Origin of the sequence: Enterococcus sp. AZ050, from assembly GCF_051715085.1 — a bacterium.
GTDB classification, from domain to species: Bacteria; Bacillota; Bacilli; order Lactobacillales; family Enterococcaceae; genus Enterococcus; species Enterococcus faecalis.
This window is the reverse complement of the sequence record NZ_JBIOTC010000001.1, coordinates 1,892,854-1,913,307: the sequence shown is the minus strand read 5'-3', so window position 1 is coordinate 1,913,307 and position 20,454 is coordinate 1,892,854. Positions and strand designations below refer to the sequence as shown.

The window sequence follows — 20,454 nt, the reverse complement described above, 5'->3', positions numbered from 1 at the left end:
ATTCTCCTAAATACTATACTTTATTTTGTCACAACCGTTCCTACGATTTCATCGCCGCTCATACTTCCTAAGTTTTCCAAAGAAGTGATAATTGCTTGTTTATTGGGTTGGCTTTCTACAAACTGAATGGCGGCTTCAATTTTCGGTAACATACTACCTGGTGCAAAATGACCCGCTTGTTTGTATTCTTCCAACTCTGCTACAGTGACATTGGTTAATTGTTTTTCATCTGGTTTGCCATAATTAATGCACACATAATCCACGCCAGTTAAAATAACTAGTGCATCCGCATCCACTAATTCTGCTAGTTTTTCAGAAGCAAAATCTTTATCGATTACTGCTTCGACACCTTTTAATTCTTGTCCTACGACAGGGATGCCGCCACCACCACATGAAATGGTAATTATATCATTTTTTATTAAGGTATTAATAGTCTCAGCCTCGTGGATGTCAATTGGCTTAGGACTTGGAACGACTTTGCGCCAGCCACGTCCTGCATCTTCTTTAAAAATAGCACCTGCTTGCATTGCTTCTTTGGCTTCAGCTTCTGTTAAAAATGGACCGATCGGTTTTGTTGGATTTTTGAATGCCTCATCTGCTGGATCTACGACCACCTGTGTTAAAACAGTAGCCACTTGTTTCTTGATTCCTGCTTTGTTTAATTCTTGATTAAGCGCATTGGACAACCAGTAGCCGATACTTCCTTGTGTCATAGCAACACACGTATCTAGCGGCATCGCTGGATTTTTTTCAGAATCAGCTGCTTGTTGTTGCAATAATAGATTACCAACTTGTGGACCATTGCCATGTGAAACAATCAACCGATGCCCTTTTTTAATTAAATGAACTAAATAGGCAGATGTTTGAACTAATGCTTGCTGTTGTGCGTGTGCGCTAGCATCATTTGAAAGGATGGCATTTCCGCCTAGTGCAACGACCATTTTTTTCCCCATTACAAATCCTTCTTTCCTATCATAATAAAGAATAGGCCGCCCTTCAAAAGAAACTCTTAAAGGGCGAAACAACTATTCTTTTTTCAATGTTTTTTCAGTTGCTTCCTACACACGAGGAATGAATAAGTTGCCTAAAGTAGCTGCCATGATTGCTTTAATAGAATGCATTCTGTTTTCTGCTTCTTCAAATTGACGACCATATTTACTGCGGAAGACTTCATCCGTGATTTCCATTTCAGTAATGCCGAATTTTTCAGCAACCATTTCTCCGTATTGTGTTTTCGTATCATGAAAGGCTGGCAAACAGTGTAATACGATTAAATCACCATCCATGTTTTCGGTTTTTTCTAACATAGCCATATTAATTTGATAAGGTTTCAACAGATTGACACGTTCTTCAAATTTATCTTCTTCACCCATGGACACCCAAACGTCTGTATATAACACGTTGGCTCCTTTAACACCTTTAGCAACGTCGTCTGTAATCATTAATTCTGCACCAGATTCTTTCGCAAATTCTTTTGCATAATTAACGACTTCATCAGAAGGGAACAATTCTTTTGGTGCACAAATGCGAACATTTACGCCTAAAATAGCACCTGTCACTAACAAGCTGTTTGCCATGTTGTTACGGCCATCGCCGACATATACTAAAGTGATTCCTTCTAAACGACCAAAGTTTTCTTTCACTGTCATAAAGTCCGCAATCATTTGTGTTGGGTGCCATTGATCCGTTAAACCATTCCAAACAGGAACACCAGAATATTTCGCTAAATCTTCCACTACTTCTTGACTAAAGCCACGGAACTCAATCCCGTCAAACATACTACCTAAAACAATCGCTGTATCTTCAACAGATTCTTTTTTACCTAATTGAATATCGTTGGCGCCTAAATACTCAGGATGTGCCCCTAAATCAATCGCTGCTGTAGTAAATGCAGAGCGTGTCCGTGTCGAAGTTTTTTCAAATAAAAGAGCGATATTTTTTCCTTCTAAATAGTGATGTGGAATCCCTTTTTTCTTCAATTCTTTTAAGTGAATACTGAAGTCTACCAAATACTCTAATTCTGCTCTTGTAAAATCTTTTTCTGCTAATAAACTACGTCCTTGAAATACTGAATTCATGATGATTCCTCCTATTTTTGGGTGTTTTTTAAAGATCTTCACGGTAAAGTGGCATACTCATACAACGAGGGCCACCACGGCCACGTACTAGTTCACTTCCTGGAATGTAATTCAATTTCACGCCTGCTTCTTCTAGCGCTTTATTCGTAATCGTATTCCGATCGTAAACAACAACTTCCCCAGGGGCAATTGCTAATGTATTTGAACCGTCGTTCCATTGTTCACGGGCTGCTGCTGTTAAATTTCCAGCGCCGCAACGGATTAGTTGAACATTGTCTAAATGCAAGTATTTGCATAAAATGTTATCTAATGTATCTTTTTCTTTTGTAATTTGGATGTCTCCATCTGCTTTTTCAGTGATCGAGTAAACAACCAAGCCGCCTTCGATTTCTGGATGAATCGTAAATTTATCATAGTCAATCATGGTAAAAACGGTATCTAAATGCATGAATTTACGGTGTTCACCGATATCAAAAGCCAAGATATTTTTGAATCCTAATTTTTGTTCAAAAATATTTCTCGCAATTTTTTCAATTGACGCGGCATCCGTTCTTTGAGAAATCCCAATGGCCACTACTTCTTTTGAAAGAATTAATTCATCGCCACCTTCAATTCTGGTTGATTCTGAACGATCATAGACTCTAGGAACCTCTTTTCCAGCAAAACGAGGATGATAATCAAAAATGTATTGCCCAAAAATGGTTTCCCGTTGTCGAGTTACTGAATACATATGATTTAAAGAAATCCCGTGCCCCATTGTCGCAAAGTTATCACGCGTGAAGTATAAGTTAGGCATTGGATCAATAATGAATGGATAATCCGCTTCAACCATATCTGTTAAAAATTCTTGCTCATATTTAGGTAATTCTTGTTTTTGAATGCCTGCAATCGCTTTTTGAATCAGTTCTTCGTTGTCGTCAATTTCTAACATTAACTCTCTAACTTTTTCTTTTGCTGATTCACTGCGAATATTGGCTTCTTCTAAGAATTGGTCAATAAATTGTCGGCGGACCTCTTCATTAATCAACGCTTCAGCAGCTAAGTCCTCTAAATAGACCACTTCGATATCTTTTGATCGTAACAACTCTGCAAATGCATCATGTTCTGCTTGTGCTTTTTCTAAAAACGGAATATCATCAAACAACAGTCTCTCCAGATAATCTGGCATTAAATTTTCTAATTCCTTACCTGGACGATGTAACATCACTGTTTTCAATTTCCCGATTTCAGAAAATACATTAATTGGATGACTCATGTGAAATAACCTCCTCAACTTAATTACAAACACAGAATAACAGACCTGATTAACCTAGGACGTGAGCCATTTGCCAAACAAAATACCAAATATACAACGGTATTCTTTCTTATGCATATTTCTAGCCTAAAAGAATGCGCTTTCATAGATATTCTAAAAAAATAATGCATAATTAAATAAAAAAAAATGCATTTATTCAAAAAAAAATATTTCTCCATGCACTTCATAAAGTTATAATCTTATAGAGGTAAAAGGAAGGGAGCCAGAAGTCAAAACGACTTCTGGCTCCCTTCCTTTTATGCGTTACTTTTTGACAAAGGTGTTGGCTGAATAAATTGTTGAAAATACTGCTCTAGTTCTTGTGCTTTTTCCTCGGATGATGAAACAATAATAACAGTGTCGAAGCCAGCGACAGAACATTTCTTTTCACACAAAGACACTTCATCAAGTACAGCTGAAAACAATGTTGCGTTGTCTGGTAATGTATGAACTACTAGTAAAAAGGCGACACGTTCAACTTTGGTCACTACCTCACGAATTGCTTGTATCAACTGTTCTTTTTTTCGTTCTTCTAAAGAAGTGAATTGTTCAAAAATCATTAACCGTATCTCGCCAGACTCATCCAAGGCTTTGACGACTTTTAATTCCCATAAATCCCGTGAAATCGTTGCTTGTGCGACATTTATCTCGCGCTTTTTTAATTCTCTTAACAACTCATTTTGACTATGAATTACAGTTGTTTGAATGATTTCTTTAATCAAACTTTGGCGTGTTTGCTTATTCACAAATAACACCCTTCCTCCAGACATTTACAAAGCAATACTAGCAGAATCTCTCTAATTAGAATAGAAAAAGGGTCGTTTAGCTAAAAGGTTCTCATTGACTTTGTCGGATATTTCGCATTTAAAAAAGTGAGACTTGCACAATTTAGTAAAACGTTGTACAGTGATTTTAGGGAATTACTGGCACCGTTTTAAATAACAGCAATGATGTTTTTTTTGCATGATTAACTGAACTGGAGGAAAGTAATGAACCGATTAAAACGCCAAACGATGATTAAGCGATTGGTCACAGAAAATGAAATCCATACACAAAGTGAATTACTAGCATTATTGGAAAAAGAAAATATTCACACCACACAAGCAACTATTTCTCGTGACATTCGTGAGCTGAATTTAAACAAAGTAGACAATGGTCAAGGAGAAGCCTATTATCGTATCTTGAATAATTCTGCCCTTCGTCCAAAATATAAAACAGATGAAGAACGTCTTGTTGACATTATTATTGAAACTGGTGTTTCTTTAACACAAATAGAGTTCACAAATCTTTTAACCGTCTTACCTGGCAACGGGCAAGCCATTGGGGTTTTAATTGATCGCATACGTATCCACAACCCTCATATCTTGGGCTGCATCGCTGGGGATGATACTATCTTAATTCTTTCAAAAAATAAAGAAGATGCCCTTGAAGTTAACAACTATTTCCAGCAGTATTTGTACCACCCATAATTCATCACTTAGTAAAATCGACTATTTTTTGACATCATTGCTATTTTTATTAAAGATAAATAAAAAACTAAAACAAAAGTATTTAGCCACTTATCTTAATTTTTAAAAAGTGAGGCCGTAGTCATTCTGACTATGTCCTCACTTTCTTTACTACGCTTAGGTATTACGTAATTCAAATGACCCGATTTCAGATAAAGGTTCTCCATAGGCGTTAATTTCATTCAACTGAATTTTGTAAATGGCTCCTGATTTATCCAAAGCACTCAAACTAAACCTAAAATTAATTTCTCCAGTCAATGGGTCATATGATTCTAATTCAATCAATTGCTCTTGTTTTACACTATCTTTATAAACGGTCACAGCTGGTCGACTGTTTGCCCTTAATGGTGCTGTGAATGTTACATCGGTTTGCAAAGCATCACTGATTGCTTGAACATCCTTAACATTTGTCACTTTACTAATAGTCGGAGATGCTGTTTCCGTTAGCGGCTTAGAGGTAAGGTTAAACGACCAATCCCCTTCATATTCCAATGCATTATCTACAGTAAAAGAAGCTTCAAGACCTTCCGCTGGTGCATTGGCCATCGCCGTATTAAATTCATCTTTATCTTGCCAATCAAATCGTTTAATTTTCAAAGTTAATTCTGCATCCTCAGGGATAACATCTTTTGTAAATACTGAGATAACTGAACCATAAAACATTTCTCCCTCAACTCGAAAAGTAGATTCTGTGAACACCCCACCATAAATATCTTCATCACTACCATTTGCATACAAACTAAGTTCAATAAACTGATGATTATCCTTGGCTTGAATATTTTTTTCCAATAATTTTTTCAATTTATCATCAGTAATTTTAAATTGATAATCAAAAGCCAGCTTTGTTTTTGTCGTGACAAATTTAGTTAGTGTAATTTCTAAATCATTGGATGTACTAACTAAATGTAAATCAGCGGCTAACTGATTTTCTTCTGCTACATTAACACCAGGATCTTCATTAATCCCGAATGCTTGTTTAATAGCTAAATTCATTTGTGGATTAAAACTTAAAAATAACGTAAGTGATGCTATCGCTGTCAGCACTATAAACCATCCTTTTTGTAGACTTGAAACGATTCGTTCTTGTTTAATTTCATGCTTTAAAATCTTTGCTCTATTGCTCTTCAAAGCTTGTTCTACTTCTTCTGGAATCTCCTGCTCTTCACAGATAGTAGTTAAATTCTTCTGGTCCATATTATTCTCCTTCCAATAGAATTTTTAGACGCTGACGACCACGTGCTAATCTTGTTTTTACCGTATTTTCCGACATATCTAGCTGTTGGGCTATTTCACGAATGTTGAACCCCGAATAATAGTGTAAAATCAATGGGATTTTATATCTATCAGGCAATTCTGTGAATACTTCTTTCAACTCAATTGTATCAATAGTCTGTTTTTCAGTGACCCAATAACTTTCCTCTAACTGAATTGTTTCAATTCGTTTTTTTAAGATATCCTTTGCGCAATTAATCATGATTCTAAACAACCAACTATTAAATGTCTCTTCCTTGCGCAACTTTCTAATTTGTTTCCACGCACGTATTTCCGTTTCTTGTAAACAATCAATAACATCTTGGTTATTTTTCAGTAATTTATATGCAGAATTATACGTTACAACCTGATACATCTCACATAACTGAATAAATGCTTGGGCATCGCCTTTTTTCGCTTTCTTAACTAAGCGAACATGAGCTGACTCTCTCATTTAATCTTCAACCCCTCCTTTACTTATTAGACATCTATTTTTGGAAAAAGGTTTCATACTTTGAATGACTTTTTGATAAAACTTTAATTAGAGAAAAAAAGACAGTCTAGACCGTCTTTTTTTCTAATTAAGATTATTTAGTAAATAAAGTAACGGCTGCCATTAATTGGATTCCAAGTAGCAAAATAACCAATTAAAGGACTACCGCGAAAACTTGATGAATAATAAACAAAATTATTACTAATAGGCACAAATCTGTTATACATTCCATCAAAAAATGTAAATGTATCACGATAAGCTCTTACACCAAAATAAGGATTTCTTCGTACGTTATGAAACGAAAATCTTTGTCCACTAAATCTCCAACCACTTCCAGAAAATGGAGAAGACTGATACGGTGTAGGAAAGTTATCTAAATAAATCGGTCTCTTATTGTGGGGAGGAGACATTCCTCGGACAAGATTAGATACTTTGGGAACTTCTAGTGCTTCCATCGTTTCTGGATTAGTAGACTTAGTTTCATTAAAAGCCTTTATTTGAACCTCTTCAAGTACTTCTTGATTAACAGATTCTTCAGTTGCTTCTTCAATGAACTCAATGTATTCTAAAGACCGTTCTTGCCCCATCACTTCATTTGATATAGGATTATAGATACTACCTTCACCTGCTTCTACATGCTCTTTCATACTCTCAAAAGTCGCAGCACTTACAGTCTCTTCCCTAACTAACCAACCAACAAAAGTCCCAAATAGTAAAAATACAATTGCTCTTTTTTTCATTTAAATCCTCCTTTTAAAAAAACGCTTTCTTTTAGACCTAATTATACACCGTGTTTTTTATCTTGTACACACTAAAAATTAATATTTTTATAATATAACAATTTATTTTATAATAAAAAAACACGCAAGGTTGTGAATCTTGTAAAAATCAACTATAATCAAAATTAATAACTGAAAAAATAAATTTTGTTAAATGTTTAAATAAATTGAAAGAAAGGGTTTCTTATGACTGAACAATTCATACTCACTTCAAACGATCAACAAACTCAGCTCAATGTACGTCATTGGCCCTGTCCTTCACCCAAAGCCGTAGTTCAATTGATTCACGGCATGGCAGAGCATATCCAACGTTATGATGAATTTGCTCTTTTTTTAAATCAATTAGGGTTTGCCGTAATTGGGCATGATCATCTAGGTCATGGCGAATCTGTACAACCAAGCGCACCGATCTATGGTTTTTTTGGAGAACAAGGGCCTGAAAATGTCGTTACAGATATTCATCAAGTGAAACAATGGGCTGTGAATCGCTATCCACAATTGCCCTATTTTATGATGGGTCACAGCATGGGGTCTTTCGCCTTGCGCAACTATCTGCAAGACTATCCTGTGACTATGCAAGGAGTCATTTTCATGGGCACTGGAACAAGTCCGTTACCTTTAACCGCAGCATTGCCTTTTATTAAAAAAATGGCCGAGAAACAGCCGAAAAAACCAGCTCCGTTCATTGATAAGCTGGCATTTGGTTCTTTTAGCAAAAAATTTCCTGAAGCAAGTTCCTTTAATTGGCTTTCTAAAAATCAAGCCAATGTGGCTGACTATGAAAATGACCCATTAATGGGCTTCGTATTTACCAATAATGGTTTTGCTACCCTTTTTTCGCTTGTTAAACGAGCCAATCAAAGGAATTGGTACCAAGCGATCCCAAAAGAATTGCCTATTTTAATCATTAGTGGCGCTGAAGACCCAGTTGGTGATTTCAGCAAGGGGCCAGCGAAAATTCAAAAGCAATTAAAGCATGCAGGTTTTCAGCACGTGACGTTACGACTATTTCCCACATTGCGTCATGAAATTTTATTAGAAACGGAAAAAGCAACAGTTTTTCAAGAAATTGGGCATTGGTTAACGGATTTAACGAATTAAAAAAGAAGGTTGATGTTGTGACATCAACCTTCTTTTTTAATCTATTTTCGTTAAACCACCCATATAAGGACGTAGAACTTCTGTAATCGTTACGGTGCCATCTTCATTTTGATAATTTTCCAAAATGGCAGCCACTGTTCGACCAACAGCAAGTCCTGACCCATTAAGAGTATGGGCATATTGAACTTGACCCGTTTTATCACGATAACGAATCAACGCCCGACGTGCTTGGAAGTCTTCACAGTTTGAACAAGAACTAATTTCTCGATACGTTTTCTGTGCCGGAATCCAAACTTCTAAATCATAGGTTTTCGCTGCCGAGAAGCCCATGTCACCTGTCGAAAGAGTAATCACTCGATAAGGGAGACCCAATTTTTCTAAAATGTCTCCAGCATTGTTGGTCATTTTTTCTAATTCTTCATAGGAGTGTTCTGCATCACTAAATTTAACCATTTCTACTTTATGGAACTGGTGTAAACGAATTAATCCTCGGGTATCACGGCCTGCGCTACCCGCTTCCGAGCGAAAAGAAGGACTTAAAGCAGTAAAATAAATCGGTAACTCTTGCGCCTCTAAAATTTCATTATTATAGTAGTTAGTTAACGGGACTTCCGCTGTGGGGATCAGCGTCAAATCACTTTCTGCAACTTGGAAGACATCTTCTTTGAACTTAGGAAACTGACCGGTGCCAAACATTGCTTTGCTATTGACCAAATAAGGAGGAATCACTTCGGTATAACCATGTTCATTAACATGTTGATCTAACATAAAATTATAGACCGCTCGTTCTAAACGAGCCCCTAAGCCTTTGTAATAAAGAAAACGGCTACCAGATACTTTCGCGCCTCTTTCAAAATCTAAAATTCCTAAGGCTTCACCGATTTCCCAATGTGGTTTCGGTTCAAATGAAAAAGTTTTCGGCGTACTCCACCGCCGAACTTCTACGTTGGCGGCTTCGTCTGCGCCAACAGGCACACTCTCATGAGGTAAGTTAGGCAGACGTTCTGCAATTGCTGTGCATTGTTCTTGCAAATGAACAACTTCTTGGTCTAAAACTTTAATTTGCTCGCTAACTTCTTGCATATTTAGCAACTGTTGTGAAGCATCTTTTTGTGCACGCTTTAATTGTGCAATTTCTCCTGATACCTGATTACGGTGTTTTTTCAATTCTTCAACTTTAACAAGTAACGCTCTCCGTTCTTCATCTAAAGCCAAAAAGCGTAATAAAACTTCCTCGTCCACACCACGTGTTTTTAACTTTTTCTGTACCACTTCTACATTTTGGCGAATTTTTTTCATATCCAGCATCTTATTTCCCTCTTCATGATTAAATTTTAAACAATGGTGAATTTTACTTTTTCAAAAATTTCATTCTTCATTCGTTGGCCAGTCGCTGTGCCAGCTAAGCCACCTAAACCCGTTTCTCTCAATTCTCGTGGTAATTGACGGCCGACTTTATTCATGGCTTCCACCACTTCATCTGCTGGTATTTTATTTACAATTCCAGCTAAAGCCATATCTGCAGCGATTAACGCATTGCCTGCACCTACTGTATTTCGTTTGACACAAGGAATTTCGACTAACCCAGCCACTGGGTCACAAACTAAACCTAATAAATTCCCTAAAGCCATAGCAAAAGCTTCAGAAGATTGGCGTGGTGTTCCGCCAGCCGCTTCAACAGCTGCAGCGGCGGCCATCGCTGAAGCACTGCCTACTTCGGCTTGACATCCACCAACAGCACCAGCAATCATCGCATTGTTGGCTGTGACCATTCCAAATAAAGAACTGGTAAATAAGAAACGAATTTGTTGATCACGCGTTAAATTCAAGGTATTTTTAATCGCTGTTAAAACCCCTGGTAAGGTGCCACTTGCACCAGCGGTTGGCGTTGCGCAAACAACGCCCATTGCTGCATTGACTTCATTAGTACCTAGTGCGGCTTGAACTGCAGACATCATTAAATCACCTGATAACGTTTTGCCAGCTGCGCGGTATTTTTTTAAACGTGCCGCATCACCGCCCGTTAACCCAGTAGGAGAAAAAACGCCTGCTCCTTCTTGCGAGCGTTTGACAGCAGCATCCATAACATCCAAATTTTGACCCATCTGTGTCCAAATTTCTTCATAGCTTTTTTGGCTACGCTCCATTTCTTGCTCAATCATCAAATCAGAGATTTTTTTTCCTGTTTTTTCAGCTTTATCGATAAATTCTTCAATCGAAAGGTACATATGTCAAACTCCTATCATAATAAGATTATTTTCGATGTGTCATCTAGTGAAAACAGTTGTTCTTTCACCGAGGAAATTGGTGCCGAATCTAAGTCAAAGATGAATAAAATTTGATCCCCTTCCACATAACGAGACACCGCATTCACTTGAATATTATTTTTTTGTAACGTATCTTTAAAAGCTTGCATCGCCTGCTCTTCTTGATTAATGACTAACAAAATAGGTAAAGGACCATGTAGTTGGACATTGAAACCGTCTAATTCAATGTATTTCACCTCGATAGTGCCGCCACCTACAGAAATTCCTGTTAAATGGATTTCGTGCGTTGCATCACTGAGTGTCACACATGCTGTATTAGCATGCTTCACTGGACTTTCTTCACTCATTTCTAAAAATTGAATCTCAATTCCTTGTTCTTCCGCAAGTTCAATGGATTGTGTTACGTTGGCATCATCTGCTGCTAGTCCAAGAATTCCGCCAATAATTGCAAAATCAGTCCCATGTCCTTTATGCGTGTCTGCAAAAGATTCATAATATTTAATCACAATTTTTTCTGGCGTTCCGCCGAATAACTTTCTTGCCGCTAAGCCAATTGCTAAGGCCCCAGCTGTATGCGAACTAGAAGGACCAATCATAATAGGACCGATAATGTCAAAACAACTTTTGTAGTTCATTACTTTGTTCACTTTTTTAGGTTTATTGATGGCCATAGCTGTGTTCATACGTAACTCCTCCTTTGGTTTTTACTGCTTCTTTTTCTTTTTCACTGGTTACTTCCGTCGTTCCTTCAAATTCTGGTGTATTATCCACCGCTTCAATTCTGTAACGTTTAAAGACCAGCGCACCTAAAAATCCAAACATCAGACTGACCACTGTGATAATCGCTACTGCTAGTAAAGTCGTTTGAATGGCATTGTTACCTAATGTCACAAGTAAACCAGCCCACGGCGTTGCCATTCCTGTCACAGGTACTTTTAAGCCAAAGAAAGTCACTACAATACCACTAACCATTCCTGAAAATAAATTCGTTGCATAAATAGGTATTGGATTTGAGCTGATGATATCGACTTGTGTTAATGGCTCAATTGTCACAGCTAATGGGGTTGAAGCTGTACCTAGTTTTAACTTTTTAAATAGCGCCGCATTGACAATGGAACTGCCGTAACAAGTCAACGCACCGACAGCCATTGGTACACCAGTCAAACCAATCAAGGCAGTTAAAACCATTGAACTTAACGGTGTCATACCAACAATCGGGATAATAGCACCTAAAATTGCGCCCATCACATATGGATTGCCATCTACTGCACTTAAAATCGTGCCCCCAATAACTTCTAGGACACCTAATACAACGGGTTGAATAAAACCAGCAACTAACGAGGCTGCGACTGGAATGACTAAAATAACGACTAATAAGTCAATCCCTTCTGGAATACGTTTTTGCATCTGCTCAACAACAAAAGATAAAAGATACGCGGTAATAAAGGCTGGTAACAAGCTGACTTTAATCAATGACAGACCTAAAATAATTGAAAAAACTGGACTAATCCCGAAAGCCAGAGGCACAAGAGCTCCAGCTGCTAAACCACCTAGACTACCCATAGTTTCACCAATTTGCGACACATAATCTAAATGAAAAACGCCGCCTACTGCATACCGCAAAAATGCCTCTGGTAGAAAGGTGGCACAAGCTGCACCAGACAAAGCACTTAAAGATTTTTTCCCTCGCGGTGCTTTAAAAGAGAATAGGGACATGCCACATAAAACTAAGACTAACATCAAGATTCCTGATAACGTTTTCATTTTTTTGCCTCCAACTATATTTTTTTATAACGGATGGTACTCCTGAATAAAATTTTTATTGCTCAACAAGTGAAAGAATGAGCGAGCATTCCGATGAACTAAAGTACAATGAGTAATAAAAATTTCATTCCACATTCAGAGTATACGACTAAACAAAAGTTTAGTCAATGTATTTTTTTAACGTAAAGAATCTTATTGCTTTTCCATTAAAAAAGTATTACACTAAAATTAATTTCAGTGTAGGGGAGGATATCACTTGGAGTCATATTTACGTTTAAGTGAAGTAGATAAACAAATCTTACATTCACATGCCTTAATGCTTGATGGATTAGGGAACTTCTTTGGTAGTACCCATGAAGTCATTCTTCATAGTTTAGAAAATTTGGAAAGTTCAGCTATCAAAGTCATCAATGGCCATTTCAGTAACCGCAAGGAAGGTGCCCCCATTACTGATATGGCGTTAAAAATGTTAAGTCAAGTAGAGTCGGAACATGATTACGCTGTGAAACCCTACTACAATAAAAATCAAAAAGGGGTTATTTTAAAATCTTCCACCATTCCAGTTATCGGTGAAAATGATCGTATTATTGGATTGATCTGTATCAATATGCATTTAGAAATGCCATTAATTGATTACTTGCAAGACTTATTACCTTCAGGACAACAAAATGATATGTCCCAAGAGCTTAAAAATTCTGAACATTTTTCTGACAATATTGACGAATTAATCACTACTTCACTGACAAAAGTAAAACAAGCAGTAGAAAGCGATCCAAATGTATCACATTTGAATCAAAATAAAGAAATTGTTATTCGTTTATATGATCAAGGAATTTTTAATCTCAAAGATTCTGTCATAAAGATTGCCGATCGATTAGGTATTTCAAAAAATACCATCTATTTACATATCCGCAATCATAAAAAAGAAGAAGCTTAAACCATCAAAGCCACCAACGCTAACTAGCGTTGGTGGCTTTAATCACTTCTCTTCTATTTTAATTTGGTAAATCAAACAAGTAAGGTGTCCCTATTTCTCCATTTAACGTAACATCTAAGCGATTTTTTGTGCCAGGAACTAAATTACTGGCTGTGAAATTCCCTTGGGCATCCGCAGTAAAACTTGCTAAAATCACCCGCGCATCATCTGCACGTGACACTAAAATAGTTGCATTCGGTGCTGTTTTACCAGAAATTGTCCCTTGTTTCGGATCAATCGTAATATTGCTAAAAGAAAGCGCTGCTTCTTGTCCTGAACTTGGAATATCAATTTGGACAGGTGCACTATTCCGTTGATCAACGGTTGCGATTAATTGAGTAGTCGCTCCCGCTCTGGGACTAATTACTGTAAAATTGCCATTGGCATCCGCATAAAAAACACCTGCTTGTGCAGAAGCATCACCGACTACCGTTGCTGTAATGGTTGCATTAGGTAATGTAGTACCATTAATTTCATTTCTTTCAGGATTGAAAACAACATTGGTAATTGTAATGTTTGTATCAGGTGCTTGGTTTTGAGGGACTTCATTCGTTTCATCAGTTCCTGCAGAAGGCTGCGTGGCATTTTCTGACGGATTTTCCCCTGTCACATTAGAATTTTGACCCGTGACAGACGAATGACTACTTTTCATTTCTTGTTGGCTAGAGGATTTCTGCGTGGCTTTCTTTGTTTCTTGCTTTGGCTTAGAATCATTTGTGCTTGCTGTTTTTTTGTTTCCACATCCTACTAAACTTAAAGACAATACACTGAACGTTAACATACTGAACAAAGCAATTTTTTTCATTTTTCGTTACCTCCAGAAATCTTTTTGTAACATTAATGTAACATTGTTTTAAAAATCTAGCAATAATTTTTCAACCGTTTTCCTTTTTGTTTTAAAAAAAAACCTGCACAAAGGCATTTAGCCTTTGTATAGGTTTTTATCTGCTAATTGGATTTAATGTTTGCGATAGCTTAAATAGTAAAAGCCAGAAACAAAAATGGCACCACCAATGATATTACCTAAATAAACAAAAATAAAATTACGGAAAAAGTCTCCCCACTGAACGCCGCCTTCAAAAATTGCGGCTGGAATGATGAATGCATTCGCCACACTATGCTGAAAGCCAATTGCAACAAAAATCATTACTGGAAACCAGATGCCTAATAGTTTCCCCGCTGCATCTTTCGCACCATAACAAAGCCATAAGGCCAGACCTACGAACCAGTTACAGCCAATACCTGAAATAATTGCTTGAAGCCAAGTTGCTGCAACTTTATGTTCTGCAAGAGAAAGAACCTGATTTAAATAGGCGCCGCTACTGGTTAAACCTAAATAATGGCCAAAAAAATAGGCAACAAATAGGGCGCCAACCATATTTGCCAATGTAATTGTGACCCAGTTCACGAGCAATTCTCTGAAAGAGACCTTTTTAGCAAACCAAGCCGTACTCACCGCCATCATATTTCCTGTGATTAACTCACCACCAGCCATTAAAATAACAATTAGACCAATTGGGAAAACCGCAGCTCCCACTAAAGCTTGAACACTGGCTAAATCTGCTGGAATAGAGGCGGAAACACGCACATAAGCCAAATAGCCGAGGGAAATCATGGCACCGCCGATAAATCCTAAAATGAGTTTTGCTACCAAAGGCTTTTGAATTTTTTTCTGACCATTTTCAATACTGATACTTAAAATTTCATCTGGTGTATACAAACATTTCACTTCCTTTGTTTTTTGTCCTCCTTTACTTTACCCTTATATCACAGAAATTCAAGTACTTTTGTGTATTTTTTCACTAAAAACTGTAGTTCTTTTAATTTTATATAAAAACATCCTGAAACAAGTCCCATTTCTTATTTCAGGATGTTTACTTATCCGTTTTTAAAGAGTTATCTTTTCACTTTAAAACAATAGGTTGCTATGGCTAACGATAAAAAGATCAGGCCTAGGAAGCTCCCAACTGCTGAAGATTGTTCCCCTGTTTTGGGGAATTTTTTCTTGGCAATTTTGGTCGTATTATCCGCTTTTTTGACTGTTCCTGACGATTCTTGATTCGACTCTTCCGCGTAAATGACAGAATTCTGGCCTTTGTTTTGGCTGCTTTCGTTTACAGTGCTTGGGGTGCTACTCTCACTTGTACCGTTGGGTGCGCTGGTCGTACTTGAAGCACTACTTTCACTGGTACTACTTGTTTTACTGGTTGTACTTGGTGTGTTGCTTTCATTTGTATTGCTTGTTTCACTTGTCGTACTTGAGGTGCTGCTTTCACTTGTATTACTGGTTTCGCTGGTTGTGCTTGGCGTGCTGCTTTCACTCGTACTACTGCTCTCACTTGGCGTGCTGCTTTCGCTGGTACTACTGCTTTCACTTGTCGTGCTTGAGGTGCTGCTTTCGCTGGTATTACTGGTTTCGCTGGTTGTGCTTGGCGTGCTGCTTTCGCTGGTACTACTGCTTTCATTTGTCGTGCTTGGCGTGCTGCTTTCGCTGGTATTACTGGTTTCACTGGTTGTGCTTGAGGTGCTGCTTTCGCTTGTGTTACTAGTTGTCTCTGTTGATTTTTCAACTAACAGAAGTAACGCCGTTTTTATGGTTTGTGTTAATTGATTAATACGCTTTTGTGCATCTGCAGGCGTTTTAAAGTCACCAAGTGTTGGCTCCAATAATTCTTCATCTGACCAAGCAAGCAATTTTTTTAACTGTTTAGGACTTTCTTCGCCAGTTGTTGTATCTATTAAGGCTTCTTGCATGGCTTGCCAAGAGTCTGTGGTATATACAGATTCGTCTAATTTATGGACGATTGCCAGTTCAGTTTCTGCTTCTGCACGCTCTAGCGTGATATCGGCTTTTTTGACTAATACTTTCATTGCAGATTGCAAATTACTTGTTAACTGATCCACTTGCTCTTGGGTTTTGTCCTGACTCTCCTGACCTTCTGCTAACAATTGTGTCGCCTGCTGATAATAGGAAGGAACAATCGTTTTAGGCCCAATGGCAGTGAATAACTGCCAAGAGTAGACCGTATATTGGTTTGCTTCACCAATCGAAGAATAAACGGTTTGTAGTTGGGACAAATCAAGCTTTTTTGCCGGGGCCTCTACCGTCACCGGTACGTTCACTGTTACCAATGAACCTGTTTCATAAGTTAATTGAACAGTCACTTTTTGTTGGCCGATTTCATTTAAGACCTCTGGATTGACGATTTTAGCGGCTGGGACTGCTTCATCCGCGTCATTTGTATTAGCAACCAGTTGCTGCGGATCGATTGATTGTCCTTGCACAATCGTTGTAGCCACAGGGGTTGCTAAAGTATTTCTAACCGGAATTGGCGTATTTTTATATTGCTCGTAAAGTGTTGGTGAAACCAACGATTCCCATGTTGCTGGCATTAAGCGATAGTCCTCCTCTGTCCAATTTTCTACCAATAATTGGCCGTTTTTAAGGCCATCATCTCGAGTATTGTCTTTCACAAAACTCGTTTCTGGTCGGAAACCACCGCCACTAGCGATTAACAATTCCCGACGTCGATTTTGCGGAATATTATGGTAGTTAACAAACTGATTGTTGATAAATACGCCATTGAACACATTGTTATTTCCCGTATGACGATTGTACTCCATTCCAATTGCATATTGATTGTCCCAATACTTCCAATCAAAAATGTTGTTAGCCACTAACCAGTTAGAGAGTTCTGAAATAGCCCCCTCTGCTTGCGTTTCTGCCAAACCGATCTCTGGTGTTCCATACATAATGAGACCTGTATTTCGCAAATAATTATTCATAATCGTAATATTACGGCCTGATTTAAACTTAAATCCGCCAGCTGGACCATTTTGTAGTCCACGTAAATGATTCCCCACCACCGTGATGTTTTGGGCGCCACGGAAATAAATTGCATGATCTCCCACTAGACCATTCAAGTTTTCATTATCATAGGGTGAATAGAAAAAATTATGTTGGACAGTTACATCCTTCAGCATATTAAAAGAATTAACCCCGGTGGATAGATAATTTTGTTCATTAGGTACTGAAATAGCACCGGCTTCAATGGCTGTTTGCAAACGTGTAATAGTCGCTGCTAAGTCTGAACGACTGGTACTTTTAATCGCATCTAATTCTGTCACTTTTAACCCAAATAAATTGTCCACGATGTCTACATCTGACATATACTGGAAGCGACTTGGCGTTGAATAGCCACCAATATAAATCGCTCGGTTAAAATCAATTCCTGGCTGCATATGTGCTGTGTCTCGCATAAAAATATTACCTGAAATTTTAACGCCAATATCTGCATTTAAATTGACTACGAATCCTTTTAAGGGATTATAAAAAATATTGTTTGCTAGCGTTAATTGATTCGTCAATTTCAAGGTCACATTGATGCCGTCAAAAGCAATATTCTGAAGTCGTACATTGGTTTTCGTTCCGTATGTGGTGTCTGTCAGCTGAATCGGTGTACCTGTAACGTTATGTAAAATAGTGGCTCCTGTTGTATCGCCAATTAATTGATAATTTGAAGAAATCACAATATCTTTTGACAGAGCATAACTTCCCTGTGGTAAAAATAATGCCCGTCCTTCCCTTGCTGTCTGACTCAGCAACGTCTGTAACTTCTCTGTTTGATCCTCTGTGCTATTAGGCACCATCGCTTGCGCACCAAAAATCGTTGTATCTGTTGCGTTAACTGGTTCAACCGCTTCGGTCACCATTGGTAGACCCACCACTGTCAATAAACCAAATAGAAGAATGAGCATTGTTTTCTTCATGTGTTTCCCACTTTTCATTCCGTTACTTCCAACGGCTTATTTTGTAAAAGTTGATACAGCGTAATAACACGACTGTCTTCGTATGCATAAATTTTTTTAAATTTTGGATTCATATGTAAGATACTTGTTACCTTTAACAAGTTTTGATTTGTGACTTCTAATTCTAAAGCCTCAACCAATTCCTTTAAGCGAACACCGGCACTATTTTCTTCACAACTTAAAATTTCTTCAATTTGTTCCATCCGTTTTTTCATTCTATCCCGCCTTCCTTCCCTTGCTCTTTCTATTATATAGAAAAATTCTTGTGAGAACCCTCAATATTTTTTAACTGACTGTTAAAAAAAGTAGTAGTTCCTTTGCTATCAATAGCTAACCATCTATTATTTACGATAAAAAAAGCAAAAAAAGTACCTTTTTGACATAATTTTCAGAAGAATTGACGCAGTATTTATTAAAAAACAACGAGAAAACGTCAATAAGTAGGTAATCAACACCTACTTATTGACGTTTTCTTCTTGTCTTTTTTTACTTTTTAGAAAAATTTTTTTACAATTTATCGGACATATGCATCAAAAAAGCCCATTTTTTGATTTTTTATTAAAGTGACGTGGTTCTTTTCTCGTTAATTTTTACTATTTTTTGGTTCAAACGATTATATTGCTCAAACGTTAACTCACTTGAAAGTAAAAAGATCTCTGGATGGCCCGTTTCTACATCTGCCAAAGAAGTCACTAATAGTAAATCAATATTTTGCCATTCTTCTTTGCTTGCTTCACTGTATCGTAAAACTTCCAATGCATAAAACCGACGAAAATTATTTTCAATCGAAAGTTTCACCCGTTCTTCTTCCAGTACTGGCAAGCCTGATTTTAACCCTAAAACAATTTTTTGTTCACGATGAATTAAATCATTAGAAAGCGCCAAAACACTAGAATAACGCAAAGCCAAAAATTCTTTATTTGTAAATAATTCATTGCCTGTTTGTTCGTAAAGTTGATTTAAGCCTTGGCTTAATTCTTCTAAAAGAACCGGATATTTTTCTTTGACTTTATTCCAAAAGACATTATACATTTTCACATTTTGGACATAGTAAAGTTCGGCAAATAAATGTGTAGCAAACAAATAATAAAAAATTTGCGGACGAATTTTTTCCAATTGCGGCGTCATTTGTATTTCTTCTAATAAGAAATGTTGGACTAAATGAGTCAACATATAAACAGGCGCTTCAGACTCATCAAAATGCGCTAAAATTGCTTGTGCAGTGGCTTCATCTTGATAAAATTGGTCATTGGCTAACAAGAAAAAGTACACAAAAGTTAAATCGTTTTTGTTAAGGAAAAGGGTTGTAGCTGTCATCTCTTCTATAAAGGCTTGGTAATGTTTATTACCTTCTAAATAAGTTTCTTGCTCGGCTGAAGGTCGATATTCGGCGCCTTGCGCACTACGGACTTTTGAGATAGCGACCATATATTTAACTCGGCGTATCACCGTTTCCGCAACTTCTACGTTGAAAAAAGCCATCATTTTTTGGACAGTTTGTGCGACTTCCGTTTCTTGTATATAGTCAAAAGGCCACGTATCACGGATTAAGTCCATAAAAATAGTGTAAGCAAAATGGCGCAAATACGCTTCATTGCCTTCAATTTTCCATGTGCTTTTATTAATCACTAACCCCAATGGTGCTAAAATTTCTGTAAACCCTTTGAGCAAGCGCCGAATCGTGGCATCACTGGTATGATATTTTGCTGTCGCTGGCACAATCCCATTAAATCGACCCCAGAATAAATCTTCCATTACTTGATAAGTTAAACTATCCCGAAAAATTGCTGTATAAAGTTTCTGGAACGCTTGGCTAGACGCCAAGTTCAAGCGATAGCCATGCCCCTTTTCAAAAGCCAAAGAAGCATCATTATCCACAGCATAATACGTAATGTCATCTTTTAGGAGTTCTACGTATTTTTTGACTGATTTTTTGTTTAATTGTAATTCTTCTGCTAACTCATTGATGTCAATCCAGCCTTCATTAATTGGCAAGTTTCTTAAAATAATAATTTTAGAAACGACATCTGTATCGAATATATCAACATATTCATCCCATTTCACTGTTCACTCAACTGCCTCTCTTCTGTTCTATTGTACACAAAATGAGAAATCTATTCCACGAAAAAATAAC

General features: G+C 37.4%; 19 protein-coding genes. 3 read left to right on the top strand and 16 right to left on the bottom strand.

Annotated features, from left to right (window positions below):
* Window positions 1–20 precede the first annotated feature (20 nt).
* The 4 genes from arcC to IGJ04_RS09185 all read right to left on the bottom strand — a co-directional run bounded on the left by arcC (window position 21) and on the right by IGJ04_RS09185 (window position 4,142).
* The gene (arcC, locus tag IGJ04_RS09200) at window positions 21–953 is read right to left on the bottom strand and encodes a carbamate kinase (RefSeq protein WP_438840140.1); all 933 of its coding nucleotides are present in this window, start codon (window positions 951–953) and stop codon (window positions 21–23) included.
* Window positions 954–1,058: 105 nt separating this feature from the next.
* The gene (gene argF / locus IGJ04_RS09195; RefSeq protein ID WP_160747730.1) at window positions 1,059–2,081 is read right to left on the bottom strand and encodes an ornithine carbamoyltransferase; all 1,023 of its coding nucleotides are present in this window, start codon (window positions 2,079–2,081) and stop codon (window positions 1,059–1,061) included.
* 25 nt (window positions 2,082–2,106) lie between these two features.
* The gene (arcA, locus tag IGJ04_RS09190; protein ID WP_002356129.1) at window positions 2,107–3,333 is read right to left on the bottom strand and encodes an arginine deiminase; all 1,227 of its coding nucleotides are present in this window, start codon (window positions 3,331–3,333) and stop codon (window positions 2,107–2,109) included.
* A gap of 296 nt (window positions 3,334–3,629) precedes the next feature.
* Window positions 3,630–4,142: an arginine repressor gene (locus IGJ04_RS09185; protein ID WP_016630584.1), complete on the bottom strand. Its 513-nt coding sequence runs from the start codon at window positions 4,140–4,142 to the stop codon at window positions 3,630–3,632.
* Window positions 4,143–4,361: 219 nt separating this feature from the next.
* Here IGJ04_RS09185 and IGJ04_RS09180 point away from each other — a divergent pair, with 219 nt between their 5' ends.
* Window positions 4,362–4,841 (top strand): arginine repressor, encoded by a 480-nt coding sequence (locus tag IGJ04_RS09180; protein WP_002356125.1) that lies wholly within the window; start codon window positions 4,362–4,364, stop codon window positions 4,839–4,841.
* 156 nt (window positions 4,842–4,997) lie between these two features.
* Here the strand turns inward: IGJ04_RS09180 and IGJ04_RS09175 are convergent, their stop codons facing one another.
* From IGJ04_RS09175 to IGJ04_RS09165, 3 genes are all read right to left on the bottom strand, one after another.
* Window positions 4,998–6,074, bottom strand: coding sequence for a hypothetical protein (locus tag IGJ04_RS09175; RefSeq protein ID WP_010707956.1), 1,077 nt, complete (start codon window positions 6,072–6,074; stop codon window positions 4,998–5,000).
* 1 nt (window position 6,075) lies between these two features.
* Window positions 6,076–6,585 (bottom strand): RNA polymerase sigma factor, encoded by a 510-nt coding sequence (locus tag IGJ04_RS09170; RefSeq protein ID WP_010707955.1) that lies wholly within the window; start codon window positions 6,583–6,585, stop codon window positions 6,076–6,078.
* Between the two features lie 137 nt (window positions 6,586–6,722).
* Window positions 6,723–7,364 carry a hypothetical protein gene (locus IGJ04_RS09165; protein ID WP_010707954.1) on the bottom strand — a complete coding sequence of 214 codons (642 nt, stop codon included), beginning with the start codon at window positions 7,362–7,364 and terminating at the stop codon, window positions 6,723–6,725.
* A gap of 225 nt (window positions 7,365–7,589) precedes the next feature.
* Between IGJ04_RS09165 and IGJ04_RS09160 the strand changes: the two genes are divergently transcribed.
* A complete protein-coding gene (locus tag IGJ04_RS09160; protein WP_010707953.1) occupies window positions 7,590–8,504 on the top strand; it encodes an alpha/beta hydrolase in 915 nt (304 codons plus the stop codon).
* 36 nt (window positions 8,505–8,540) lie between these two features.
* Here IGJ04_RS09160 and serS read toward each other — a convergent pair whose 3' ends face one another.
* Genes serS through IGJ04_RS09140 form a run of 4 tightly spaced genes read right to left on the bottom strand, consistent with a single transcriptional unit; the run spans window position 8,541 to window position 12,535 of the window.
* Window positions 8,541–9,812, bottom strand: a complete 1,272-nt coding sequence (gene serS, locus IGJ04_RS09155) for a serine--tRNA ligase (RefSeq protein WP_438840139.1) — start codon at window positions 9,810–9,812, stop codon at window positions 8,541–8,543.
* 26 nt (window positions 9,813–9,838) lie between these two features.
* Window positions 9,839–10,732, bottom strand: coding sequence for an L-serine ammonia-lyase, iron-sulfur-dependent, subunit alpha (gene sdaAA / locus IGJ04_RS09150; RefSeq protein WP_002356122.1), 894 nt, complete (start codon window positions 10,730–10,732; stop codon window positions 9,839–9,841).
* 14 nt (window positions 10,733–10,746) lie between these two features.
* Window positions 10,747–11,442, bottom strand: a complete 696-nt coding sequence (gene sdaAB / locus IGJ04_RS09145) for an L-serine ammonia-lyase, iron-sulfur-dependent subunit beta (RefSeq protein WP_002392236.1) — start codon at window positions 11,440–11,442, stop codon at window positions 10,747–10,749.
* On the bottom strand, window positions 11,429–12,535 hold the full coding sequence (locus IGJ04_RS09140) for a PTS sugar transporter subunit IIC (protein ID WP_438840138.1): 1,107 nt from the start codon (window positions 12,533–12,535) through the stop codon (window positions 11,429–11,431). The genes sdaAB and IGJ04_RS09140 overlap by 14 nt, the downstream gene beginning before the upstream one ends.
* A 316-nt stretch (window positions 12,536–12,851) precedes the next feature.
* Between IGJ04_RS09140 and IGJ04_RS09135 the strand changes: the two genes are divergently transcribed.
* Window positions 12,852–13,472, top strand: a complete 621-nt coding sequence (locus IGJ04_RS09135) for a helix-turn-helix transcriptional regulator (RefSeq protein WP_002383467.1) — start codon at window positions 12,852–12,854, stop codon at window positions 13,470–13,472.
* Window positions 13,473–13,530: 58 nt separating this feature from the next.
* Here IGJ04_RS09135 and IGJ04_RS09130 read toward each other — a convergent pair whose 3' ends face one another.
* The 5 genes from IGJ04_RS09130 to IGJ04_RS09110 form a co-directional block, all read right to left on the bottom strand.
* Entirely contained in the window at window positions 13,531–14,316 is a 786-nt protein-coding gene (locus IGJ04_RS09130) for a hypothetical protein (RefSeq protein WP_173962076.1), read from the bottom strand.
* Between the two features lie 153 nt (window positions 14,317–14,469).
* On the bottom strand, window positions 14,470–15,231 hold the full coding sequence (locus IGJ04_RS09125) for a formate/nitrite transporter family protein (RefSeq protein ID WP_002389593.1): 762 nt from the start codon (window positions 15,229–15,231) through the stop codon (window positions 14,470–14,472).
* Between the two features lie 176 nt (window positions 15,232–15,407).
* Entirely contained in the window at window positions 15,408–18,299 is a 2,892-nt protein-coding gene (locus IGJ04_RS09120) for a glycosyl hydrolase family 28-related protein (RefSeq protein WP_438840137.1), read from the bottom strand.
* Window positions 18,296–18,535, bottom strand: a complete 240-nt coding sequence (locus tag IGJ04_RS09115) for a hypothetical protein (protein ID WP_002356115.1) — start codon at window positions 18,533–18,535, stop codon at window positions 18,296–18,298. The genes IGJ04_RS09120 and IGJ04_RS09115 overlap by 4 nt, the downstream gene beginning before the upstream one ends.
* 343 nt (window positions 18,536–18,878) lie before the next feature.
* Complete coding sequence (locus IGJ04_RS09110) at window positions 18,879–20,384, bottom strand: helix-turn-helix domain-containing protein (RefSeq protein WP_010707948.1); 1,506 nt, start codon at window positions 20,382–20,384, stop codon at window positions 18,879–18,881.
* Window positions 20,385–20,454: the final 70 nt, after the last annotated feature.